Below are 24,092 nucleotides of genomic sequence, written 5' to 3' on the forward strand. Positions count from 1 at the left end.
CTTCCTTCTTCTTCCCGAGGCTTCGATGCCCGTTTCCTTCCTCGTGGATAACCGGGAAGGAGCAGCTCGTACAGTCGTCGCATGGCCCGTGTTGTGGTGATCGGCGCCGGTGTGGGCGGGCTGGCGGCCGCGGCCCGGCTCGCCGCCACCGGGCATGACGTGACGGTCTGCGAGCAGTCGTCGCGGACCGGAGGCAAGCTCGGCTGGTACGAGCGCGATGGGTTCGGCTTCGACACCGGTCCGTCCCTGCTGACCATGCCCGGCGTGTTCGAGGACCTGTTCACCGCGACCGGCGGGCCGTTGCGCGGCGAGGTGGAGCTGCGTCGGCTGGACCCGATCGCGTCCTACCGGTTCGCCGACGGCACGACGCTCGCCGCACATGCCGACGACGACGCGTTCGTGGCCGAACTGGACGATCGGATCGCCCCCGGGTCGGGCGAGGACTGGCGGCGGCTCGCCGNCCGGGCCTGCCGGGTCTTCGACGCCGCCGAAGGACCGTTCCTGTCCAGTCCCGTGTCGGCGACCGGGCTGGTTCGGCTCGCCTGGTCCGCACCCGGTGACATCGCCGCGATCGCGCCCGGCCGGAGCCTGCGCCGGCTGGGCCTGCGCTACCTGCGTGATCCCCGGCTGCGGATGATCCTGGACCGCTATGCCACCTACTCCGGGTCCGANCCCCGGCNCNCCCCCGCCGCTCTGGTGTCGGTGGTCCACGCGGAACGGCGCTTCGGGGGCTGGTACGTCGCGGGCGGCCTGCGCCGCCTCGGGGATGCGCTCACCCGCCGCGCCGAGGAACGCGGCGTCCGGATCCTGCTCGACGCGCCGGTGCTGGCGGTGACCCGGACCCCCGGCGGCCGGGTCGACGGGGTCCGTCTCGCCGACGGTATCCGGCTGCCCGCGGACGTCGTCGTCGCGAACGCCGACGCGGCGGCGCTCTACGGCCGGCTGGTGAACGATCGGGTCGGCCGCCGGCGGCTGCGGCGGACTGTACCGTCGATGTCCGGCTTCGTGCTGCTGCTGGCCCTGACGGGTCGCACGCCCGGGCTGGGGCATCACACGGTCACCTTCCCAGCCGACTACGATGCCGAGTTCGATGCCGTCTTCGCGGGCCGGCTGGCGGCCGATCCCACTATCTATCTTGCCGCGCCCGCCGACCCGGCCTGCGCGCCGCCGGGCTGCGAGGCGTGGTTCATCCTGGTGAACGCGCCCCCGCATCGCGGCGCGGGCGGCCACAACGGCGCAGGCACCCTGGACTGGGACCGTCCCGGGCTCACCGACGGCTACGCCCGGCGCATCCTCGACGTGCTCGCCGCCCGCGGGTTCGACGTCCGCTCCCGGTTGCGCTGGTACGAGACCATCACCCCGGCGGATCTGGAACGGCGCACCGGGACGGTGGGCGGATCCATCTACGGTGGATCCTCGAACGGCGTGCGGGCGGCCTTCCTGCGGCCTCCGAACGCATCCCGGGTACCCGGCCTGTTCCTCGTCGGTGGGTCAACCCATCCCGGCGGCGGGCTGCCGCTCGTCGTGCTCTCCGCCGGCATCGTCGCCGGTCTCATCGGCCCGGCCTGACCCGGCGGTCAGGGCCGCGTGGACCGTGGCCGTGAGCTGAAGGAGGCCGATGGCGCAGACCGCCAGCGTCGCGGTCGTCGCGATACTCGCGGCGAGGTTCGCGAGGCCGGGCACCAGACCCGCTCCGAACGAGCCAACCGCGGCGATGATGATCCGGGTCGGCCGCTCCCCGACGGTCACCACACCGATCTCGTCGAAGCCGGCGTTGCCGGCCCGGGCCCGGGTGTACTCCAGCAGTCCCAGCATGCTGCCTGCCGCGATCACGAGGCCGCCGGGTGCGCCGAGACACCACAGGGCCAGCAGGTAGGCCAGGTCACCGCAGCGGTCCACGACGGAGTCCAGGACATATCCCCAGGCGCTCGCGCGTCGGGTGAGAATCGCCACCGCTCCGTCGAGGTTGTCGGCCAGGCCACTGAGCACGATCACCAGAGCCCCCAGCAGTGGCCACCGGCCACCGGCCACGGCCGGGGGAATCGCGAGGGCGGTGAGCACGGCCCCCCCGGCGGTCACCGCCGACGGGCGCACCCGGCGGGCGGCGAGCGGCCTGGCCAGCCAGTAGACCACCGTCAACCAGGCACGAACGAGCCATAGCCCGCGCGCCAGGTCGTAGCCGCCGTGCAGGGCCGACCATTGGGCAAGGTAGGTGTCCCGACCGGGTAGCGGGGTGCTCACGTCGTCCATCGTGCCCGTCGTCCATCCCGTTCCGCCATCCCGTTCCGCCCGGTACGGCCAGCGCCCCGCCCGGTACGCCGCCATCCGTCCGGTACGCCGTCTCGCGCTGGGACATGCTGGGACATAGAGTCTCGTCGTCCCCTACCGCGAGCCGTAGCGGCACCCTGCGTCCGGCCGGCGACCAAAACCGAAGGCGTCGATCGGTCACCGGACCGGCCCGAGGTGGGGAGACGCGGTGTCGGAGGAACAGCGGTGTCACGAGAGAACAGCGGTGCCACCCAGACGTGGCGGGAGTGACGTGTCCGAACAGGTAGGCGGCGTAGTGGAGACCCTTGAGGACCTCGACCCGCGGGCGGTCTTCTCCGCCCATCGCGACCAGGTGATCCTTGCGGTACGGATCACCCCGATCTTCAACACCCTTGATCTCAGCCTGGTGACGGCGGTGGTGGACGCCGCCAACCAGGCCGGGTTCGCGCTGGTCCGGGAGCATTCGCTCCGCGACGAATGGCTGCTGTGCGTCTTCGATGCCTACGACGAGCACGACTGAGTGCCGGCCCGGCGGCATGAGCGCGGACGGGTCAGGCGAGCGGCCCACCCGTCATGCGCCACCGGGACACCCCGCGGATCGGCCACCCCGCGGACCGCGGCCGGCTATCGGACCGCCTGGTAGATCTCTCGGGTGGCGCTGGAGCGGTTGAGGGTGATGAAGTGCAGGCCCGGTGCACCGCCGTCCAGCAGGCGACGGGACAACTCGGTCGCCACCTCGACCCCGATCGCCCGCACGGCCGCCGGGTCGTCGGCGACGGCCTGCAACCGGGAGGCCAGCGCCGGCGGGAAGGCCGCGCCGGACAGCTGCGCCATCCGGACGATCTGCGCGACGTTCGTCACCGGCATGATCCCAGGAATGATCGGCTTGTCGCAGCCCAGCCGGCGGACCCGGTCGACGAGACGGAAATAGTCGTCAGCGCCGAAGAAGAACTGGGTGATGGCGTAGTCCGCGCCGGCGTCGAACTTGCCCACCAGGTAGCGCGCGTCGCTGTCGAAGTCGACCGATCGTGGGTGCTTGTCGGGGAAGGCTGCCACGCCGACGCAGAAGCCGCCGACCGACCTCACCAGGCGCACGAGTTCGTCCGCGTGCCGCAGGCCCGCGGGATGGGCGGTCCAGGTGCCCTGCGGATCCCCTGGCGGGTCGCCGCGCAGGGCCAGGACGTTGCGCACCCCGACGCCGGCGTAGTTGCCGATGACCCGGCGCAGCTCGGCGACGGAGTGGTTGACCGCGGTGAGATGGGCGATCGGCGTGAGGGTGGTGTCGGTGGCGATCCGCTCGGTCACCCGGATCGTGCCCTCGCGCGTCGACCCGCCCGCCCCGTACGTCACCGAGACGAACGAGGGATGCAGCGCCTCGATCTGGCGCAGGGCCGTCCACAACTGCCGCTCGCCGTCCGGCGTCTTCGGCGGAAAGAACTCGAAGGAAAAGGACGCACGACCGGTGGCGAGGTACTCGCCCATCGTCGTGGGTTGCGTGCTCAGACTCCGGACCGCCGCCATGGCACGAGGGTAGACCGAGCGTGGCCACGATCGAAGACGGACCCCCGATCGGAAACACGACCGATCAGGCCCCGACAGCGGGCAGCAACATTTCCCCGGCGTGATCCCATGAATCCCCAGCGTGATCACGCGAGAGTCATGATCCGTCGATTCCACCAACGTGGGTGAGCAACCCGGCTGAAACGGGCTCGTTGGGCGGGACCAGCTGGGACAACCCAGATGGACGGTAGATGGACAAGAGACGTCAGATAGACAAGGGTCCCAGCGGCGCGGCGAGACCGACCCGTACCCGCCCGGACACGCTGCGCGCCACCACCTGGCACGCCGCGTGCGCCGACGGGGTCAGCTCCACGTCGGCCGCCCCGGGATCGGCGGTCTCCACCTCCACCCCGTACTCGCCGTCGGGCAGCATGACGGTGACCATGCCTGTCTCGCTCTGCGCCCGCACGCCGTCCGGCGGTTCGCTGAAGTGCAGGTTGACGTCGCCGTCCCGGCTGCGCGCGGCGACCGGACCGCGCGTGAGCTCCCGCCCGGCGATGGTGCCATCGCGGGTGACCAGGGACAGTTCACCGCCTACCCCCCACAGCGTGATTTCGCCGGCGAGCACCTCGGCCCGCACCCGGACCCGTGGCGGCACGGTCAGCCTGACCCGCACGTCGCTGGCCCGGCCGTCGATCCGCAGCGTGCTCCCGGCCCTCGTGAGCACGGGTACGGACCGACCGGGACGACGCCGCACGGTCAGCGCGACGTGCACGTCCTCGCGGTCCCGCCCGGAGATCTCGACGCGGCCGGCGGCCACCAGAACCTCCACGGCGTCGATACCGTCGACAGTGTGAGTCAGCTCCGCGGGTGGCAGCCGCAACAGGGTCAATCCGCCCAGTGCGGCGGCGACCAGCAGAACGGCGACCACGACGACGGCGGTGTCGAACACGGGCACACCGCACGGTACCCCGGGCGCCGGCCAATCCCCGGCCACACCACGGTGCCGGACCACACCACGGTGCCGGACCACACCACGGTGCCGGACCACACCACGGTGCCGGACCACACCACGGTGGATGTGCGCCGGCGGGTCTCCGCCGTGTTGCGGCGCTTCGCCGGTTCGCGCGGAGCGCTCCTGCGCGGAATCGACGACGATCTGATCCCGTTCGTCCGTATCGCCACCGAATTTCTGCTGGCGGAGGGCAAGCGGTTGCGTCCCGCCTTCTGCTACTGGGGGTGGCGGGGCGCGGGCGGCCCGGACTGCGACGAGATTGTGACCGCCGCCGCCGCCATCGAGCTGCTGCACGCCTGCGCGCTGATCCACGACGACGTCATGGACGCCTCCGACACACGGCGCGGCAGGCCGGCCGCGCACCGGCGCTTCTCCCGGGTCCACCGGACCGCCGGCTGGCGGGGTGATCCCGCCGACTTCGGCCGCTCGGCCGCGATCCTGCTCGGCGATCTGTTCCTGGCCTGGGCCGACGAACTGCTCGCGGCCAGCAGGATGCCACCCGAGGCGTTGGTCCGGGCCTGGCCCACCTACGGGCGGATGCGCAGCGAGCTGATGGCGGGGCAGTACCTCGACCTCGTCGGCCAGGCCGAGGCCGGTCCGCACGGCGGCCTCGATCCCGGGCGGGCGGTCCGCATCGCCCGGTACAAGACCGCCGGTTACACGGTGGTCCGTCCCCTGCAGCTCGGCGGTCTGCTCGCGGGCGCGCCGCCGGACCTGTTGGCGGCCTATGCGGCGTTCGGCCTGCCGCTCGGCGAGGCGTTCCAACTCCGCGATGACCTCCTGGGCGTGTTCGGCGATCCGGCGGTGACGGGAAAACCCACCGGGGAGGATCTGCGTGACGGGCGGCCCACTGGCCTGCTGGCGCTCGCGCTGACCCGTGCGCAGCCGGCCGCGGCGGCCCGGCTGCGCACGCTGATCTCCCCGCCGGTCCGGCGCGCCGGGCACCCTGAGGATGCGGGACAGCCCGAGAATCCCGGGTATTCCGGGGGACCCGGATGTTCCCCGGGATTCGGGCCCACCGAGAACCCCGCGGCCCGCGCCGCCCGGGTCGCCGAGGCCCGCGACATCATCGCCGCAAGCGGAGCGGTGGCCGCCGCCGAGGAACGGATCGCCGCCCGGACCGCCACGGCGGTCGAGGCGGCCCGACGGGCGGATCTGGACGTCACAACCCTCGCCGCCCTGACGGAACTCGCCATGGCAGCGACTTCGCGATCACATTGAGCAACCGACCACATCGGGTAACCGCACCATCGACAGGGAAGTCCATCGACCAGGAAGCAGGTGGCAGGTGCGCACGGTGACCGGAGCGACGGATCACGTCGTCATCGTCGGGGCCGGTCTCGCCGGTCTGTCGGTCGCGCTGCGCCTGGTCGGAGCCGGCCGGCGGGTGACGGTGCTCGAGCGGGATGCGACCCCCGGCGGTCGGGCCGGCCTGCTCGCACTGGGCGACTATCGTTTCGACACCGGACCGACCGTCCTGACCATGCCCGAGCTGATTGCCGACGCCCTGGACTGTGTCGGGGAGGATCTCGACCGCTGGCTGTCACTGACCCGGCTCGACCCGATGTACCGGGGGTTCTTCGCCGACGGTTCGTCGCTGGACANCCGCGCCGNCCCCGCCGACACCGCACAGGAGATCCGGGCGCTGTGCGGCCCGGCGGAGGCGGCCGGCTTCGAGCGGTTCGTCGGAATCGTCACTGCAATGTTCCGCACCCAGCTGCGCCACTTCATCGACGCGCAGGTCGACTCCCCGCTGTCGTTGCTGCGCCCGCAGCTCGCCCGGCTGGCCGCCCTCGGCGGCTTCCGCCGGCTCGACACCGTCGTCGGCCGCCATCTACGGGACCCGCGGACCCGGCGGATGTTCTCCTTCCAGGCGATGTACGCCGGGCTCGCCCCGCACGACGCACTGGCCCTCTATGCCGTCATCTCCTACATGGACTGCGTTGCCGGGGTCTACCACCCGGCCGGCGGCATGCACGCCGTCGCCGAGGCGCTGGCCGGCGCCGCGGCCAAACACGGTGCCACCCTGCGCTACGAGACCACGGTGACGCGGGTGGAGGTGCGGGGCGGCCGGGCGGTCGCGGTGCACACCGCGGCGGGGGAGCGCATCGGCGCCGACGTGGTGGTGCTCANCCCCGNCCTGCCGATCGCCTACACCGAACTGCTGCCTCCCTCGACGGCGCCGGCCCGCCTGCGCCGCCTGCGGTACTCGCCCTCGTGCTTCCTCCTGCTGGCTGGGGCGCGCGTGGAGTACCCGCACACCGCGCATCACACCATCCACTTCGGCCGGGCCTGGCGGTCGACCTTCCGCGAGATCATCGATCGCGGCGAGCTGATGAGCGACCCGTCCTTCCTCGTCACCACCCCCTCACGCACCGAACCCGCGATGGCCTCGGCCGGCGGCCACACGTACTACGTGCTCTTCCCCACACCCAACCTCACCGCCCCGCTCGACTGGTCGGTGCTGCGCTCGCGCTACCGCGACGAGGTGGTCGCCACCTGCGAACGCCACGGCTACCGAGGCTTCGGCGACGCCATCGAGGTGGAGCAGGTCACCACGCCCGCCGACTGGCGGGCCCGCGGGATGGCGGCGGGCGCCCCGTTCGCGGCGGCCCACACCTTTCGCCAGACCGGTCCGTTCCGCCCCTCGAACCTGGCCCCGGGCCTCGCGAACGTCGTGTTCGCCGGCAGCGGCACCCGGCCCGGCGTCGGGGTCCCGATGGTCCTCATTTCCGGCCGGCTGGCCGCGGAGCGGATCCTCGGCGCTGACCGGGGTTACCGTTCCCGCGCCCTGTGCTGACCCGTGACGCACCCCGGCAGCCCGACAGCCCGACAGCCCGGTGCCCCGGTGCCCCGGTGCCCCGAACATTTCCCACCGCCGAGAAGTTGCTGAAGAGCGGCTTAGAAGAGGCTTCCGGCCAGGCCGTGCCGAGTCCTTTGGCACCCTGTTCCACGATGCGGCTGGGACAATGCTGCCATGGACGAAGGGCACAGCCCGGCCGGCCTCGCCGTACCGGACACCACGTCGGACGCGGCGCTGCTCGAACGCGCCCTGTTCGAGATCAAAAAAGTGATCGTCGGACAGGACCGGATGGTCGAACGTATGCTCGTCGCCCTGCTCGCCCGGGGCCACTGCCTGCTGGAGGGCGTGCCCGGGGTCGCGAAGACGCTGGCCGTGCAGACCCTCGCAACCGTCGTCGGCGGTTCGTTTGTCCGCATCCAGTTCACCAACGACCTCGTGCCCTCCGACATCGTCGGTGCCCGCATCTACCGGGCGAGTCAGGAGGCGTTCGACGTCGAGCTCGGCCCGGTCTTCGCGAACTTCGTGCTCGCCGACGAGATCAACCGGGCACCCGCGAAGGTGCAGTCGGCGCTGCTGGAGGTGATGTCGGAGAAGCAGGTCTCGCTCGGCGGGGTCACCCACCGGCTTCCCGAGCCGTTCCTGGTACTGGCCACCCAGAACCCGATCGAATCCGAGGGTGTCTACCCGCTACCGGAGGCGCAGCGGGACCGGTTCCTGATGAAGGTCAACGTCCCCTACCCGAACCCGGCGGAGGAGCTCGAGATCGTCCGGCGGATGGGCACCTCGCCACCGCTCCCCGAGCGGGTCCTGACCCCGCAGGCGCTGACCCGGCTGCAGACCCGAGCCGACGAGGTGTTCGTCCATCACGCCATCATCGAGTTCGCCGTCCGGCTGGTGCTCGCCACCCGGTCCCCCGGCGAGGCGGGTCTACCCGAACTCGAGGGCCACCTGGCCTACGGAGCCTCGCCGCGCGCCTCGCTCGGACTGGTCGCGGCGGCCCGCGCGCTCGGCCTGCTGCGCGGGCGCGACTACGTCGTACCCGACGACGTCGCCGCGGTCGCCCTGGACGTCCTGCCCCACCGCCTGGTGCTCTCGTACGAGGCGCTGGCCGAGGGGCTGACCGCGGACGCGATCGCCGCCCGGATCCTGGGCGTGGTCCCGCAGCCTCAGGTGGCGCCCCGCCAGCAGGGCCCCCACTACCCCACCGGTCCGCATGCCGGCGGGTGGGGGACGAACCCGCGTTCGGGCTTCCCGGAATACCTCGACCAGGGTGCGTCCGGATGACGGACCCCGCGGACCGGCTCCGGGCCGGCTCCGTGTCGGCGACCGATCCGGCGGTGGAGCGGACCCTGCGCCGGCTCGAACTGACCGTGCTCCGCCGTCTCGACGGCATGCTCCTCGGCGATCATCTCGGGCTGCTGCCCGGTCAGGGCAGCGAGAAGGCCGAGAGCCGCGAGTACGCCGTCGGTGACGACGTGCGCCGGATGGACTGGGCCGTCACGGCCCGGACCACCGTCCCCCACGTCCACGATCTCATCGCCGACCGGGAGCTCGAGACCTGGGCGCTGGTGGACCTCACCGCCAGCACCGAGTTCGGCACCGGTACCTGGCAGAAGCGTGATCTGGCGATTGCCGCCACGGCCGCGGTCGGCTTCCTGACCGCCCGCACCGGCAACCGGATGGGCGCGATCGCGCTGACCCAGGCCGGTCCACGGGCGATCCCGGCCCGGCCCGGCCGGGACGGGCTGCGGGCGCTGCTGCACACGCTCATCACCGCGCCTCGCGGCGCGCACGACCGGCCCCGCCGCCGGCCCGATCCGGCGGCGGCCACCGACCTCGCCGCGGCGGTGGAGGGCCTGCTGCGCCCGCCGCGCCGCCGGGGGCTCGCGGTCGTCGTCTCCGACTTCCTGTCCACCGACCTGCGCTGGGAACGGCCGCTGCGGGTGCTCGCGGCGCGGCATCAGGTGCTCGCCATCGAGATCGTTGACCCGCTCGAGCTGACCCTGCCACCGGTCGGGCCGCTGCCCGTCGTCGACGCCGAGACGGGGGCGTTCGTCGAGGTCCCGACGTCGTCGCGGCGGTTGCGGGAACGTTACGCCGCGGCCGCCGTCGCCCACCGCAGCGCGGTCTCGCTGGCGTTGCGCCGGGTCGGCGCCGACCATCTGGTCCTGCGCACCGACTCGGACTGGCTGGTCGACATCGTCCGGTTCGCCTCGGCGAACCGGCGCGGCCGGGGAGCCGGCCGCCGCCCGCCCGTGGGTCGGACCGACCAGGGTGGCACGGCGGCGCCCGCCACCAGTCGGGCAGGCACCAGTCGGGCAGGCAGCCGGTGAGCTTCCTGGCCGGGCACTGGCTGTGGCTGTACCTGGGGGTCGGCGCGTTGCTGATCTCCTATGTCGTGGTCTCGGCGCGGCGGCGGGTGTATGCCGCCCGGCTGTCGTCGACGTCGCTGCTGTCCTCGGTGCTTCCCCGCCGACCGCAGTGGTGGCGCCGTCACGTCCCGGCGGCGCTGCTGCTGCTCGCCCTCGCCGGGTTGGTGTTCTCCCTGGCGCGACCGGCGCGGGCCGAGCGGGTTCCCCGGGAACGCGCGACGATCATCCTGGCGATCGACGTCTCCAACTCGATGGCGGCCACGGACATCGCCCCGACCCGGCTGGCGGCCGCCAAGCAGGGCGCCTCGGCATTCGTCGACCAGCTCCCTCCCCGTATCAACCTCGGGCTGGTCTCGTTCGCCGGCAGCGCGACGGTCCTGGTGCCCGCGTCCGCCGACCGCGAGTCGGTCCGCGCCGGCATCCACGGCCTGCAGCTCGGTCCCGCGACCGCCGTCGGCGAAGGAATCTTCGCCTCGCTCCAGGCGATCACCACCGCCGGCAAACGGTTCTCCGACACGGGGCAGAGCGCGCCTCCGGCCGCCATCGTGCTGCTCTCCGACGGGGAGACCACCCGTGGGCGGCCGAACAACCAGGCGATCGAGGCGGCGCGGCAAGCCCGTATCCCGGTGGACACCATCGCCTACGGCACCGCCGACGGAACGCTCGACGTCGGCGGCCAGGAGGTGCCGGTGCCGGTCAACGAACAGGCGCTCCGTGACATCGCGGAGCAGACCGGCGGCTCGTACCATCGTGCCACCTCCGGCGACGAACTGCGTTCGGTCTACCGGGGGCTCGGTAGCTCGATCGGCTACCGGACCGAATACCGGGAGGTCACCACCTGGTTCCTCGGGCTGTCCCTGGGGCTGGGATTCGCCGCGGCGGCGACGTCCCTGGCGTTCACGTCCCGGCTTCCCTGAGGGGATCGACGCCGACGAGGGGGTCAACCGGACGCCCCGGGGCAGGTCGACCCCGATCGGGCGGGAGCCGTCGCTATCCGCCTCGCTGGGTGGCTACGCTGACTAACGTGGGGCAGCTCGACGCGGCCGGAATCATCGATCCTCGACTACGTTCCTCCTATGCGCGGGCCCGGGCGCTCAATGCCGCCCACGGCCGCACGTACTACCTGGCCACCCTGCTGCTGCCAGGGTGGAAGCGGCCCCACGTCCACGCGCTGTACGGCTTCGCCCGCTACGCGGACGAGATCGTCGACGATCTCGACTCCACGCTGACCGAGGCCGAGCGGGCGCGCTGGCTGCACGAGNGGGGCAGCNGGTTCCTTGCGGCGCTANGGGNGGGGACNCCCGCCGTTGACGTCGGCACCGAGATGGCCGGCACCGGGAGGGACCGGCACCGCGCGGAGGTCTCGGTGCTGCCCGCGGTGGTCGACACCATTCACCGCTTCAAGATCGATCCGGACCACTTCGCGGCGTTCCTGGCCTCGATGGCGATGGACCTCACCGTGACGGAGTACGCGACCTGGGACGAGCTGACCGTCTACATGCACGGATCGGCCGCGGTGATCGGCCTGCAGATGGTGCCGATCCTCGAGCCAGTGGACGACAGCGCCCTGCCCTATGCCCGCGACCTGGGGATGGCCTTCCAGCTCGCCAACTTCATCCGCGACGTCGGCGAGGATCTGCGGCGCGGCCGCGTCTATCTGCCCCGGACTTCGCTGGACCTGTTCGGGGTCACCCGGGAGCAGCTGGCCGCCGGCGTCGTTGACGGGCCGGTCCGCCGGCTGCTGGCCTTCGAGATCAGCCGGGCGCGGGAGCTGTTCCGCGCCGCCGAGCCCGGCATCCGCCTGCTGCACCCAACCTCACGCGACTGCCTGCGGACGGCGTTCGTCCTCTACCGGGGCATCCTCGACGAGGTCGAGCGCGCCGACTACCGGGTGCTCGAACGCCGCGTGTCAGTCGGGCTCCCGCGCCGGCTGGCGGTCGCCGGACCCGCCCTGGTCCGGGCCGTCCGGGCGCGTCGCGGCCAGGGCCACGGGATGCCTCAGATCAGCTCACGGCCCCCCAGGTAGGGCCGCAGCACTTTGGGAACGCGTACCTCGCCGTCGGCGGTCTGGAAGTTCTCCAGCAACGCCGCCAGCAGCCGTGGGGTCGCCACGGCGGTGTTGTTGAGCGTGTGCGCGAAACGCACGGTGCCGTCGGTGTCGCGGTAGCGCAGGTTCGCCCGGCGCGCCTGCCAGTCGTGCAGCGTCGAGCAGCTGTGCGTCTCGCGGAATCGACCGAGCGAGGGGAACCAGGTGTTGATGTCGTTCATCCGGAACTTGCCGACGCCCATGTCCCCGGTGGCGCATTCGACGACCTCGTAACACAGCCCGAGGTCGGACAGGATCCGCTCGGCAGTGGCCAGCAACTCGGCATGCCAGCGGGCCGACTCGGCCTCGTCAGCGGCGCACAGCACGAACTGTTCGACCTTCTCGAACTGGTGGACGCGCAGCAGACCGCGGACGTCCCGGCTGGCGCTGCCGATCTCCCGGCGAAAGCACGGCGAGATGCCGGCGTAGCGGATCGGCAGGCGGCCCACATCGAGAATCTCCCCGGCATGCAGGCCGACAAGAGCCACCTCGGCAGTCCCCGCCAGGTAAAGGTCGTCGGCGGGGATCGCATAGATCTCCTCGCGGGCCTTGGGTAGCATCCCGGTGCCGACGAGCGGCTCCTCCCGGACCAGGGCGGGCACCGACACGGGGGTGAAGTCCAGCCCGCGCAGCAGGTCGAGCGCATAGGAATGCACCGCGCGCTCCAGCATGACCATGTCACCGACGAGGGCGTACGCCCGCTCCCCCGCGACCCGCCGGGCCCGGGCGAACTCCGCCCACCCTCGTTTCTCGGCCAGTGCCGTGTGGTCGAGCGGGGTGAAGTCGAACTCCGGCGGCTCGCCGACGGTCCGCAACACCACGTTGGCCGACTCGTCGGCTCCCACCGGCGCACCCGACCACGGGATGCCCGGCACCAGCAGCATCAGCTCGGACAGCCGGCCCCCGGTTCGGGCCAGCTGCTCGCGCAGGTCCTTCAGCTGGCGGTCGAACGCCTCGTGCTCGGCCCGCAGCTCGGCCCGCCGGGCCGCGTCGGCCCCGGCGAACTGCTTCGCGAAGCTCTTGCGCCGAGCCTGCGCCTCGTCCACCTCGAACTGCAGTTTGCGATTGTCCCGGTCGAGCTGCAGCAGTTCATCGACATCCAGATCAATGCCTTTGGCCGCGACCGCGTCTTTCACGGCCTGCGGATTCTCCCGGATAAAGCGCTTATCGAGCATGGAATCGCGTCAGCCTCTGATCGGTACCGCATTGTGCTTTGCGGTAACGCTACCAGCCGTCCGGCCCGCGCNCCGGTCCGCTCCCGGCCCGGCGGGCACCCGCCCCGGCAGGCACCATGCGGGGCGATCCGCCGCTCACCGGTTACGGTGCACAGACCACACCAGAACCAGACCACACCAGAACCAGCAGACCGCATCAGAAGCGAGGGAGGCCGGCGACGGTGGCCAGTTCAAAGGAGCGACGTCAACGCGAGCTCGCCGAGGCCCGGGCGGCCCGGCAGGCGCAGCGGCGCCGGCTCGCCCATCGCCGTCGTCAGCAGCGGCTCGCGATCGTCGCCGGATTCATCGCGATCGTCGTCGCGGCATCGACGATCGCCGCGATCCTGCTCACCGGCAAGGACGACCAGCCCGACGTGGCCGCCGCCGGTGCCGCGACGACACCCACCGCGACCGCACCCACCGCGACCGCACCCACCGCGACCGCACCGACACCATCGGCCGCCCCCCGTCAGACCAGCAGGGTCGGGCAGTGCACCTACACCTCCAACGGGGAGGCCCCGGCCCGCGGCGCCACCCTGCCGGCGGCCGCGGCCACCGTCGACACGTCCCCGGCGACAATGGTGATCATCACCGACGCCGGCACCATCACGGCCGCCTTGGACGCCCAGAAGGCACCATGCACGGTGCACGCCCTGCGCACGCTCGCCGACGCCAGGTACTTCGACGGCACCACGTGCCACCGCCAGACCGGGGGGGCCGACGCAGGCATCTCGGTCCTGCAGTGCGGCGATCCCACCGGAACCGGCAACGGCGGCCCGGGGTACGGGTACGCCAACGAGAATACCCAGGGCGTGACCTACGACCGAGGCGTGCTGGCGATGGCGCACAGCCAACTGCCGGACAGCAACGGCAGTCAGTTCTTCATCAACTACCAGAACCCGACCCCGCAGGGCGCGGCGGCGCTCGCCGGCAATTACACCGTCTTCGGGAAGATNACCAAGGGACTCGACGTGCTCGACAAGCTCACCGGGCCCGGCGTCGAGGGCGGCGGCTCCGATGGTGCCCCGGCGAGCAAGCCGAAGATTCTTTCGATCACGATCNCCCAGGGCGGCTGACCCGCCGGTCAACCGGCCCAGCGGCGGATGGTGTCGATGCGGGCCTGGAGCTGCGCGGCGGTGGCCTGGCCGCTCGGCGGACCGCCACAGGTCCGGCGCAGCTCGGCGTGGATCATCCCGTGCGGTTTGCCCGTGCGGTGGAAGTGTGCGCCGACAAGCCGGTTCAGCTCCTTGCGCAGCTCGCCGATCACCTCGTGCACGGGCCGGGTGGCCGCCTCGACCGCCGGCTGCACGCCCTCGCGGGCCGGCGGGACGACCGGCGAATCCGCGGCACGGGCAGCGGCACGGCGCGTGGCGGCCTGCTGGGCGGCCTGCTGGGCGGCCTCCCGCTGGCGCAGCAGAACCGCGACCTGATCGGGCTCCAGCAGGCCCGGCAGGCCCAGGAAGTCCTCCTCCTCGATGGACCCGGGGGCCGCCGGGGTGCCGAACTCGCCGCCATCGAAGATCACTCGGTCGAGATGGGCCGAGGATCCCAACGCCGTGAACAAGGTGTCCGGCTTGTCGGGGATGTCCTTGCGCCGGTTGGCGTCCCGCAGCGCGTCGTCGTCGAAGGCGTCCGGATCGCGCGGGGACTTCTCCAGGGCGTGGTCCCGCTGGACCTCCATCTCGCCAGCCAGCGCCAGCAGGGACGGCACGCTCGGGAGGAAGACCGACGCCGTCTCCCCGCGACCGCGGCCCCGAACGAACCGCCCGACGGCCTGGGCGAAGAACAGCGGGGTTGACGCCGAGGTCGCATAGACCCCGACCGCCAGGCGAGGCACGTCCACGCCCTCACTGACCATCCGTACCGCCACCATCCACCGGTCGGCCGACCGGCGAAAGTCATCGATCTTGGTCGACGCGGTCGGGTCGTCGGAGAGGATCAGCACGGGCGAGGTGCCGGTGATCCGGGTGAGCAGCGCGGCGTAGGCGCGCGCGGCCGCGTGATCCGTGGCGATGACCAGCCCGCCCGCGTCGGGCATGCCGCCGGCCCGCACCTGGGACAGCCGGGTGTCGGCGGAGGCGAGCACCGCCGGCATCCAGTCCCCGCCCGGGTCGAGCGCGGTGCGCCACGCGGCGGCGGTCTGCTCGTTGGTGAGCGGCTCCCCGAGTCGGGCGCTCAGTTCCGCGCCGGCACTGGTCCGCCAGGTCATCTCGCCCGAGTAGGCGAGGAAGAGCACCGGGCGGACAACCCCGTCGCGCAGCGCCTCGGCATAGCCGTAGGAGGAGTCCGCGATGCTGCGCATCACCCCGTCGGGGCCCGGCAGGTAGGTGACGAAAGGGATCGGGTTGACGTCGGAGCGAAACGGAGTACCAGTCAGGGCGAGGCGACGCGCGGCCGGGGTGAACGCCTCCCGGATCGCCTCACCCCATGACAGCGCGTCGCCGGCGTGGTGGATCTCGTCCAGGACGATCAGGGTGCGACGCGCGGCGGTCCGGGCACGGTGCAGGGCCGGATGCGCCGCCACCTGGGCGTAGGTCACGGCGACACCGGTGTAGTCGGAGGATGTCGCCCCGGCCGAGTTGCGGAAGTCCGGATCGAGGTCGACACCAACCTCCGCCGCGGCCACGGCCCACTGGCGTTTGAGGTGCTCGGTGGGCGCGACGACGGTGATCCGACTGATCTCGCCGGCAGTGAGAAGGTCGGCGGCCACCTGCAGGGCGAAGGTCGTCTTCCCGGCGCCCGGGGTGGCGACCGCCATGAAGTCCCGGGCGCCCGACGACGACCGTGACCGGTAGATCTCCAGGGCCGCACGCTGCCACGCGCGCAGCGGTCGGGCTGGTGGAACGGGACGTCGTGGACGAGGGCTTCGGTCGAGGGGGCCGGCTCTCACGCCATCACACTCTAGAAGGCGGCACTCGGCGAAGACGCTGGCGGCCGCAGGCGCGTCGGGATGACCACACTTTTGCCGTGGATGGTCCCGAAGGGACCACGCCCGANCATGACCGTCTTATCTCACAGAGGGTTAAGCTCCTGGAGTCAACCGATTGACTTCGGAGGCCCCGATGCAGCTCACGACCGGTCCTTCGGCAGTTCCCCGCGCACCGGTGGCCTCCGCGCCAACACCTGAGGTATCCGGTGGTGACAGGACGCCCACCACCCGCACACCCAACACCCGCACACCCAACACCCGGCTGCGACTGAGTCGGGAGGAACGGGGCTGGTCGCAGGAACGGCTCGCCACCGAGATCCGTCGGTTCTCCGTCATCCACGAGGGTCGCGAGGCCGGGGTGACCGGCAACATGATCTGCAAGTGGGAGAAGGGCGACAAGAAACCAAGCCTGCGTTATCAGCGGTTGTTGNGGGCGCTATTCGGCCGGTCGTCGGCGGAGCTCGGTTTCGTGGATGACGAAGCGCTTCCCGCCGCCGTCGGAGCACTGCGGGGCGGAACCGGTCAGGGTACGGCCGTCGCCGCGTCGATGAACCTTGAACAGGCGGCCTGCGAGACGGGCGCCGCGGGCACACTCGTACTTCACCCCGGCACCGACATGATCGACACGAACGGTATTCCCGTGGAACGTCGGGACTTTCTCCGGCTCTTCGCCGCGGCGGGCGGCGTCGCCGTCGTGCCCATGAACGGCGTCACGGACACCCCGCCCTGGGAGCGCCTCTCGGCGGCGCTGCGTCGCCGTAGCACGGTGACCCCGGAGCTCGTCAACGAGCTGGGCCAGCTCACCGCGGGGCTGTACGGCTTAGAGGAACGCGTTCCCGCCCGGATCCTGATACAGCGGGTCACCGGGCATCTGAGCAGGCTCAGTCAGCTGCTGGAGACCACGAGCCGGTCCCCGGTGCGCCGTGAGCTGACCTCCACCGCCGGGGAGACGGCGGCGCTCGCCGGATGGCTCTCGTTCGACATGAACGACCTGCCCGCGGCCGTCGCCTACTACCGGGTGGCCATCGAGGCCGCCCGCGAGGCCGATGACCACGCCCTGTGGGCCTGCGTACTCGGTTACGAGAGCTACCAGACCGCCAGCCGTGGCCGCCACGACCAGGCCTGCGCGCTGCTCGGTGAAGCCCAGCGGCGAGCCGCCACGGGCAGCACGGTGATGACCAGGGCCTGGCTGGCTGCCCGGGAGGCCGAGGAGCAGGCCGCTCGCGGCGAGGGCCGGGCGGCGCTGGCCGCCCTCGACCGTGCCCAGGATGCCTTCGACCGGGGTGAGAGCGACGGGGACCGGGTCTGGACGCAGTTCTTCGACCGGGGCCGGCTCGATGGCCTGAAGGTCACCACCTACACGCGGCTACGGCGACCCGCCGCGGCCTACGCCGCCGCCACCGAGGCACTGCGGGCGGCCGCTCCCGGTGCGACGAAGAAGCGGTCGTTGCTGATGAGCGACATCGCGGAGGTGCACATCCAGCGGCGGGAGATCGAGGCGGCCTGCCACTTCGCGGCCGAGTCCCTCGCGATCGTGCTCCAGACGGACTTCTCGCTGGGCCTGGCCCGTATCCGCCGCGCCCGGGAGCACCTGCGGCCCTGGCAGCACACCCAGGCCGTGCGCGAGTTCGACGAGCAGCTGCGGGCACTCACCTGACGGTGGGTGCCGTCTCGGCGCTGATCCAGCCCAGATAGTCGGCATGGCCGGCGACGATCGGCGTGGCAATGATCTCGGGATTTTCGTAGGGGTGGAGGACCACGAGCCGCTCATGTAGCTCATCGAATCGTTCGGTGGTCGTTTTCGCCAGACAGAGCCATTCCTCGGCCTGCTCGATCTGGCCCTTCCAGCGGTAGGTGCTGCTCATCGGTCCGATCACCTGGAAACAGGCGACCAGACGCGCCTCCACCAGGATCCTACCGATACGGTCAGCGCTTTCCCGGGAGTCGATACTCACGATGACCTGAAGGTGACCCACGCGCACTCCCATCTCTAAAACGATGGATACGCAAGATACCCTACATCGATCAGTGGCGGTAGCCGTTGAATTTACGGCGTCCGGTAGGATGGTCCGTATTCTCCGCGTGACATTCCACCCGGATCCACCCGGAATGGGCGGTTCAGTCGCAAGCCGTTTACCGCCGGTTGATCGGGAGGGTACATTCCGGCGCGGAAAGGCCACGCTGGGCGCAAGAGACAGCACCCCACGCCGGCCGGAGAAGACCGGCCTGCTCCCGTAACCAGCCTGGTCTCACCCACCGGTTGGTCCTACCGCTGCCGCGGTCCCCCGCCCGGGTCGGTGCCACCGCCGCCCTGCGCTGGCTTCACCCGTCCCCGGCGGGCGCGCCGTGAGCCGACGACCCCTGGGTCTGGCACACGCGGTAGCAGTCGTAGACACCGCCGACGCCGCGCACGGCGCCGAGCACCTTGTCCAGTTGCTCCGGCCCGGTGACCTCGATCGTGAAACGCGCATGCGCGACCCGATCATCGGATGTGGTCGTCGAGGCCGCGCGGACGGACGCCGAGATCTCCGAGAGCACCTCGGTGATGTCCGCGAGCAGCCCGTAGCGGTCGAACGCCTCGACGGCGATCTCCGCGGGAAAAATCTGCGCCTGTGGTGCCGACCAGGTCGCCACCGCGACGCGCTCGCGGTCCGACCCCGCCTCGGTGGCGTTCATGCACTCCCGGCGGTGCAGAGACACGGTGCTGCCGTGCGTCGCGAAGCCGACGACCACGTCTCCGGGCAGCGGAAGGCAACATCGCGCCAGCCTCGCCGGCACCCGACCACCCACCCCGTCGTCTGCCACGGCCGCGAGGCTGGGCATCCCACGCCGGGCGATCGGACGGGTCGGCGACGGCAGGCCCGACGAGGCGCCGTCCGCGCCGCCGGCGGTCCGCGCCCCGCCGCCGCTCCCGGACCGGGTGGTCGTGACGCCCGGCTCGGCCGCCCCGGCGGCGGTGTCCCTGCGCTGCCGGGCCAGCCGGCGCCGGATACGTACCCGGGCCCGGGAGGTCCTGACGAAGTGCAACCAGTCCTCCGACGGTCCCGCGCCGGGGAGGTTGGAGGTCAGGATCTCGACGACGTCGCCGTTGCGCAGCCGGGTATGCAACGGGACGAGCCGACCGTTGACCCGGGCGCCGATCGCCCGGTGCCCGATGTCGGTGTGCACGGCGTAGGCGACGTCCACCGGGGAGGACCGGGCCGGCAGTGCGAGCATCCTGCCCTTGGGCGTGAACGCCAGCACCTCGTCGGCATCCAGGTCTGAGGACAGCGACTCGAGGAACTCGTCCGAGTCGACCTCCTCCTGCCAGTCCAGCAAGCTGTGCAACCAGGACAGGCCCTCCAGGCGGGCGCCNTCCNCNCCGGGGCCGACCGGTCGGGCGACGATCCCGGTCTCGGCCAGCCGGTGCATCGACGGCGTCCTGATCTGGATGTCGAGGGAGCGGCCGGCGCCGTCGGTCACCGTCGTGTGCAGGGACTGGTACATGTTGAACTTCGGGGTAGCCACGAAGTCGCGCAGCCTGCCGGGCACCGGTCGCCACAGGGCGTGGATGACACCCAGCGCCGCGTAACAGTCCGTCACCTCGTCAACGAGCACGAGGACGCGGACGAGGTCGGTGTAGTCCTGGACGGGCCGGTTGCGCTCCTGAGCCCGCTTGTAGATCGAGAACAGGTGGCTGACCCGGATGGAGACGGCGCCGTCGATGCGAGCCCCCGCGAGCCCGGCTCGCAACCGTGCCACCAGCGCCGCGACGGTTCCGGCCGCGCGCTCAGCGGCGGTGAACTCGTCCACCGTGGCGGCAATCCGGGCGTGCTCGGCGGGATGGAGCACGGCGAACGCCCGGTCCTCCAGCTCTCGCTTGATCACACTGACGCCGAGCCGGTGGGCCAGCGGGGCCAGGACCTCGAGCGTGACCCGGGAGATCTTCACCTGTTTGGGAGGGGACATGAAGGCGAGCGTGCGCATGTTGTGCAACCGGTCCGCGATCTTGATGACCAGTACTCGGTAGTCCCGGGCCAAGGCCACGATCAGCTTGCGCAGCGTCTCGGCCTCCGCGGCCTCCCCGAACCGCATCTTGTCCAGCTTGGTGACACCGTCGACGAGGTTGGCCACCTCCGCGCCGAACTCCTGGGTGACGGAGTCGAGGGTGTACCCGGTGTCCTCGACCGTGTCATGCAGCAGGGCAGCGATCAGGGTAGTCGTGTCCACCCCCAGCTCCGCGAGGACCTCGGTGACGGCGAGGGGATGGCTGATGTACGGATCCCCGCTGCGCCGCATCTGACCGGCGTGCAGCCGCTCGGCGACGCCGTAGGCGTGCACCAGCAGGCCGATGTCGGCGCGCGGATGATAGTCGCGATGCGCCTCGACGATGTCACGCAGCTCCGGCGGCACCTGGGACATCCGCGGTGTCGCCATCCGCCGGGCCAGGTGGGCGAGACGCACGCTCGCCTGCCGGGCCGCCGACAGGGCCCGGGAGGCCTCGTCGGCACCGCCGTCGGCCCGGGACAGCGCGGGGGTCAGACCGCCGCCGGCCGGCAGACCCGCACCCACGGTCTCAGCATCCACGGCACCCCCCTGATTCGACCCGTTAGACCTGTACGCCCGAGGTAACGCGGAAACAGCCGTATACGCCCTCGATGGCACGCACCGCACTCAGGATGTGCCGGAGATGCTTGGCGTCTCCCATCTCGAACGTGAAGCGGCTGACCGCCACCTGATCCCGTGTGGTGGCCACCGACGCCGACAGGATGTTCACGTGCCGGTCGGACAGTACCCGGGTGACATCCGAAAGTAGTTTGGTACGGTCCATCGCCTCGACCTGGATCACGACGAGGAACACCGAGCCCGACGACGGCGCCCACTCGACCTGGACCGTGCGGTCGTGCGGCCCGCCGCGCAGCCCCGACAGGTTGGAGCAGTCCGTCCGGTGGACCGACACGCCCTTGCCCCGGGTGACGAAACCGGCGATCTCGTCGCCGGGCATGGGGGTGCAGCAGCGGGCGAGCTTCGTCCACACGTCGGGAGCACCGGTGACGAGCACCCCCGCCTCCCCGGTCGAGCGACGCAGCGTGCGGATCGGCAGCTCGGTCTCACCCGCGTCCTCCTCGGCCCCCTCCGGACCGCNGAGGGCCACGAGCAGCCGCGAGACCACCAACTGGGCGCTGACGTGGTTCTCCCCCACGGCCGCGTAGAGGGCGGCCACGTCGGCGTAGCGCAGGTCCTTGGCCAGGTTCAACAGCGCGTCCCCGCTCATCAGGCGGGACAGCGGCAGGCCGTGGCGGCGCATCGCGCGGCCGATCGCGTCGCGGCCGGCGACGATCGCGTCCTCCCGGCGCCCACGGGCGTGCCACTGGCGGATCTTCGTCCTGGCCCGCGACGAACGGACGAACATCAACCAGTCCTCGCTCGGGCCGGCCGAATGGGCCCGCGAGGTGAAGATCTCGACCGCGTCGCCGTTGTCCAGCGGGGTGTCCAGGGCCGCGAGACGGCCGTTGATCCGGGCCCCGACGCACTGGTGGCCGATGTCGGTGTGCACCGCGTAAGCGAAGTCCACCGAGGTCGACCCGGCAGGCAGCGGGATGACGTCGCCCTTGGGGGTGAAGACGAAAACCTCGTCGGTCTCGGCGGCGAACCGCAGGCTGTCGAGGAACTCTCCCGGGTCCGCGGTCTCCCGCTGCCAGTCGAGCACCTGACGCAGCCAGGTCATGAGGTCCGCATCGGGTCCGCCCTTGCGCCGACCGGCCCGCCCGCCCTCCGGGGTCCCCGCCGAGGGCCGGGCCGCAACCCCGTCCTCCTTGTACTTCCAGTGCGCGGCAATGCCGTACTCGGCCCGGTTGTGCATCGCGTGCGTGCGGATCTGCAGCTCGACCGGTTTGCCCTCGGGACCGATGACCGTCGTGTGCAAGGACTGGTACATGTTGAACTTGGGCATCGCGATGTAGTCCTTGAACCGGCCGGGAATCGGCTTCCAGGTCGCGTGCACGGTACCCAGCGTGGCATAGCAGTCCCGGACCGAGTCGACCAGGACGCGGATGCCGACCAGATCATAGATGTCGTCGAAGGAACGGCCGCGCACCACCATCTTCTGGTAGATCGAGTAATAGTGCTTCGGCCGCCCGGAGACGACCGCCTTGATCCGCGCGTCCCGCAGGCCGACCTGTACCTGCCCGATCACCTCGGCCAGNTAGACGTCCCGGCTCGGGGCCCGGTCAGCGACCAGCCGGACGATCTCGTCGTACCGTTTCGGATACAACGCGGCGAACGAGAGGTCCTCCAGCTCCCACTTCAACGAGTTCATGCCGAGCCGGTGGGCGAGCGGGGCGTAGACCTCGAGCGTCTCCCGAGCCTTGCGTTCCTGCTTGTGCTCGGGCAGAAAGCGCAGGGTACGCATGTTGTGCAGGCGGTCGGCGAGCTTGACCACCAGCGCGCGTGGGTCGCGGGCCATCGCGACGACCATCCGGCGGATGGTCTCCGCCTGGGCCGCCTCGCCGACCTTGACCCGGTTGAGCTTGCTGACCGCGTCGACGATGAGCGCGATATGGTCACCGAAGGTGTCCCGGATTGCATCGACGGTAAGCGTCGTCTCCTCGAGGGTGTCGTGCAGCAACGCCGCGGACAGCGTCGCGGTGTCCATCCCCAGATCGGCGAGGATGCTCGCGACCGCGATCGGATGAGTGATGTACGGGTGGCCGGAGAAGCGCACCTGGCCGGCGTGCGCGGCGTCGGCGACCTCGAACGCCTGCTGCACCTGGGCGATGTCGGCGCGCGGGTGGTTCGCGAGCAGCCCACGCAGCACCGGGTCGAGAGCCGAGGGAGGCGTCGCCCGGTGCGTCGCAAGGCGGGAGAGCCGACCGCGTACCCGACGCGGCAGCGGCGGCGACTCGTGCCCCAACCGGGGGACGACCGGGGAACCGTCCTCGGGACGCCGTCCCATGCCGACCGCGGTGACCAGCTCGGACCCCCCCGGGGATCCACCCGGCGGCTCCTGCCCGCGGACGTCGCCACCATCCGCAGCCGGCGGCTGTGCCGGCCCGTGGACTGCCGGCCCGTGGACTGCCGGCCCGTGGACTGCCGACTCACGCGCCGCCGATCCGGCGGTGGCCCGCGCGGCATCGCCCACCGGCCGGGGCTCCCGGAAGGGAGTGACGGCGGGCTGCGAAACTCCGGTGGTCACCGGCGCTGCCTCGGGCACGGACCGCTCCTGCGTAAGGACTAGACACCGAGCCTAACGCCGCACTGGTCAGAAGCCTTCCGCGGACCTCGCCCGGGCGAGGTCAAATCGTCAGAAGGGAGACGACATCGAGCGGCGCGACCCGATCACGGCCCGGTAGGAAGGACAGCTCCATGAGGACCGCCAGCCCCACGACCTCCCCGCCACCAGCCGCGAGCAGGCTGTGTGCGGCGGCCGCGGTGCCACCGGTGGCCAACACGTCGTCAACGAGCAGGACCCGGTCGCCGTCGTGCACCGCGTCGGCGTGGATCTCGATCGTGGCGGCGCCGTACTCCAGGTCGTAGGAGGCGCTTCGGGTCGGCCCCGGCAGCTTGCCCTGCTTACGGATCGGCACGAGGCCGGTGCCCAGCCGGTCCGCGACCGGCGCGGCTACAGAGCTTGAATGGTCAGGGTCTGGCTACGGCGGTTNCGGGTCGATGATCAGTTCGGTCTGGCCGAGGAAGCCGGCGATCAGGTCGGGCCGGTACTGGACGCGTTTGAGCAGGGTCTTGATCGTGGCGGTGAGCTGGTCGACGGTGACCCGGACGTGGTTGCCCAGGTCGCGTTTGACGTGGGCCCACACGCCTTCGACGGGGTTGAGGTCGGGGGCGTAGGCGGGCAGGGGGATCACGGTCAGCCAGTGGGCGTGGCGGGTGAGGAACCTGCGCATCGCGGCGCTGCGGTGGGTGTTGAGG

Annotated in this window: 19 protein-coding genes and 1 pseudogene; 10 read left to right on the top strand and 10 right to left on the bottom strand. The window is 71.5% G+C overall.

Going from position 1 to position 24,092, the window contains the following annotated elements; genetic code table 11:
* The first annotated feature begins 81 nt into the window (after positions 1-81).
* Positions 82-1,569, top strand: coding sequence for an NAD(P)/FAD-dependent oxidoreductase (locus ALLO2_RS07125; protein ID WP_035730605.1), 1,488 nt, complete (start codon positions 82-84; stop codon positions 1,567-1,569).
* Here the strand turns inward: ALLO2_RS07125 and ALLO2_RS07130 are convergent.
* Positions 1,492-2,250 (bottom strand): CDP-alcohol phosphatidyltransferase family protein, encoded by a 759-nt coding sequence (locus tag ALLO2_RS07130; protein ID WP_023840954.1) that lies wholly within the window; start codon positions 2,248-2,250, stop codon positions 1,492-1,494. The genes ALLO2_RS07125 and ALLO2_RS07130 overlap by 78 nt on opposite strands.
* A gap of 289 nt (positions 2,251-2,539) precedes the next feature.
* Between ALLO2_RS07130 and ALLO2_RS07135 the strand changes: the two genes are divergently transcribed.
* Entirely contained in the window at positions 2,540-2,788 is a 249-nt protein-coding gene (locus ALLO2_RS07135; RefSeq protein WP_011435832.1) for a hypothetical protein, read from the top strand.
* 104 nt (positions 2,789-2,892) lie between these two features.
* Here ALLO2_RS07135 and metF read toward each other — a convergent pair whose 3' ends face one another.
* Both metF and ALLO2_RS07145 read right to left on the bottom strand, forming a co-directional pair.
* Positions 2,893-3,789: a methylenetetrahydrofolate reductase [NAD(P)H] gene (gene metF / locus ALLO2_RS07140; RefSeq protein WP_011435831.1), complete on the bottom strand. Its 897-nt coding sequence runs from the start codon at positions 3,787-3,789 to the stop codon at positions 2,893-2,895.
* A gap of 244 nt (positions 3,790-4,033) precedes the next feature.
* The gene (locus tag ALLO2_RS07145) at positions 4,034-4,720 is read right to left on the bottom strand and encodes a hypothetical protein (RefSeq protein WP_023840952.1); all 687 of its coding nucleotides are present in this window, start codon (positions 4,718-4,720) and stop codon (positions 4,034-4,036) included.
* A gap of 69 nt (positions 4,721-4,789) precedes the next feature.
* Between ALLO2_RS07145 and ALLO2_RS07150 the strand changes: the two genes are divergently transcribed.
* The 6 genes from ALLO2_RS07150 to ALLO2_RS07175 all read left to right on the top strand — a co-directional run bounded on the left by ALLO2_RS07150 (position 4,790) and on the right by ALLO2_RS07175 (position 11,984).
* Positions 4,790-6,004, top strand: a complete 1,215-nt coding sequence (locus ALLO2_RS07150) for a polyprenyl synthetase family protein (protein WP_198030959.1) — start codon at positions 4,790-4,792, stop codon at positions 6,002-6,004.
* A 67-nt stretch (positions 6,005-6,071) separates the two neighbouring features.
* On the top strand, positions 6,072-7,583 hold the full coding sequence (crtI, locus tag ALLO2_RS07155) for a phytoene desaturase family protein (protein WP_035730607.1): 1,512 nt from the start codon (positions 6,072-6,074) through the stop codon (positions 7,581-7,583).
* Between the two features lie 177 nt (positions 7,584-7,760).
* A complete protein-coding gene (locus ALLO2_RS07160; protein ID WP_011435828.1) occupies positions 7,761-8,870 on the top strand; it encodes a MoxR family ATPase in 1,110 nt (369 codons plus the stop codon).
* On the top strand, positions 8,867-9,919 hold the full coding sequence (locus tag ALLO2_RS07165) for a DUF58 domain-containing protein (RefSeq protein WP_011435827.1): 1,053 nt from the start codon (positions 8,867-8,869) through the stop codon (positions 9,917-9,919). Before ALLO2_RS07160 ends, ALLO2_RS07165 begins: the two co-directional genes overlap by 4 nt.
* Positions 9,916-10,875, top strand: a complete 960-nt coding sequence (locus ALLO2_RS07170) for a VWA domain-containing protein (protein ID WP_023840950.1) — start codon at positions 9,916-9,918, stop codon at positions 10,873-10,875. Before ALLO2_RS07165 ends, ALLO2_RS07170 begins: the two co-directional genes overlap by 4 nt.
* Positions 10,876-10,982: 107 nt before the next feature.
* Entirely contained in the window at positions 10,983-11,984 is a 1,002-nt protein-coding gene (locus tag ALLO2_RS07175; protein ID WP_035730696.1) for a squalene/phytoene synthase family protein, read from the top strand.
* On the opposite strand, the gene serS is transcribed toward ALLO2_RS07175, so the two are convergent.
* Entirely contained in the window at positions 11,957-13,219 is a 1,263-nt protein-coding gene (gene serS, locus ALLO2_RS07180; RefSeq protein WP_011435824.1) for a serine--tRNA ligase, read from the bottom strand. The two genes, ALLO2_RS07175 and serS, sit on opposite strands and share 28 nt — an antisense overlap.
* A 221-nt stretch (positions 13,220-13,440) precedes the next feature.
* Here serS and ALLO2_RS07185 point away from each other — a divergent pair, with 221 nt between their 5' ends.
* Complete coding sequence (locus ALLO2_RS07185) at positions 13,441-14,334, top strand: peptidylprolyl isomerase (RefSeq protein ID WP_035730610.1); 894 nt, start codon at positions 13,441-13,443, stop codon at positions 14,332-14,334.
* A gap of 8 nt (positions 14,335-14,342) precedes the next feature.
* Here ALLO2_RS07185 and ALLO2_RS07190 read toward each other — a convergent pair whose 3' ends face one another.
* Positions 14,343-16,148, bottom strand: a complete 1,806-nt coding sequence (locus ALLO2_RS07190) for a DEAD/DEAH box helicase (RefSeq protein WP_011435822.1) — start codon at positions 16,146-16,148, stop codon at positions 14,343-14,345.
* A gap of 172 nt (positions 16,149-16,320) precedes the next feature.
* On the opposite strand from ALLO2_RS07190, the gene ALLO2_RS07195 reads away from it, so the two are divergent.
* The gene (locus ALLO2_RS07195; RefSeq protein WP_035730613.1) at positions 16,321-17,844 is read left to right on the top strand and encodes a helix-turn-helix transcriptional regulator; all 1,524 of its coding nucleotides are present in this window, start codon (positions 16,321-16,323) and stop codon (positions 17,842-17,844) included.
* Here ALLO2_RS07195 and cutA read toward each other — a convergent pair.
* From cutA to ALLO2_RS07220, 5 genes and pseudogenes are all read right to left on the bottom strand, one after another.
* The gene (gene cutA / locus ALLO2_RS07200) at positions 17,837-18,163 is read right to left on the bottom strand and encodes a divalent-cation tolerance protein CutA (RefSeq protein ID WP_011435820.1); all 327 of its coding nucleotides are present in this window, start codon (positions 18,161-18,163) and stop codon (positions 17,837-17,839) included. The two genes, ALLO2_RS07195 and cutA, sit on opposite strands and share 8 nt — an antisense overlap.
* A gap of 346 nt (positions 18,164-18,509) precedes the next feature.
* Positions 18,510-20,753, bottom strand: a complete 2,244-nt coding sequence (locus tag ALLO2_RS07205) for a bifunctional (p)ppGpp synthetase/guanosine-3',5'-bis(diphosphate) 3'-pyrophosphohydrolase (protein WP_035730614.1) — start codon at positions 20,751-20,753, stop codon at positions 18,510-18,512.
* A 22-nt stretch (positions 20,754-20,775) separates the two neighbouring features.
* Positions 20,776-23,379: a bifunctional (p)ppGpp synthetase/guanosine-3',5'-bis(diphosphate) 3'-pyrophosphohydrolase gene (locus ALLO2_RS07210; RefSeq protein WP_035730617.1), complete on the bottom strand. Its 2,604-nt coding sequence runs from the start codon at positions 23,377-23,379 to the stop codon at positions 20,776-20,778.
* A gap of 82 nt (positions 23,380-23,461) precedes the next feature.
* Positions 23,462-23,791: pseudogene (locus tag ALLO2_RS07215) on the bottom strand (adenine phosphoribosyltransferase); the annotation flags it as partial.
* Between the two features lie 24 nt (positions 23,792-23,815).
* The coding region (locus ALLO2_RS07220) for a transposase (protein ID WP_035730619.1) at positions 23,816-24,092 on the bottom strand (277 nt) is incomplete at its 5' end.

Origin of the sequence: Frankia sp. Allo2 (assembly GCF_000733325.1) — a bacterium.
GTDB lineage: Bacteria > Actinomycetota > Actinomycetes > Frankiales > Frankiaceae > Frankia > Frankia casuarinae.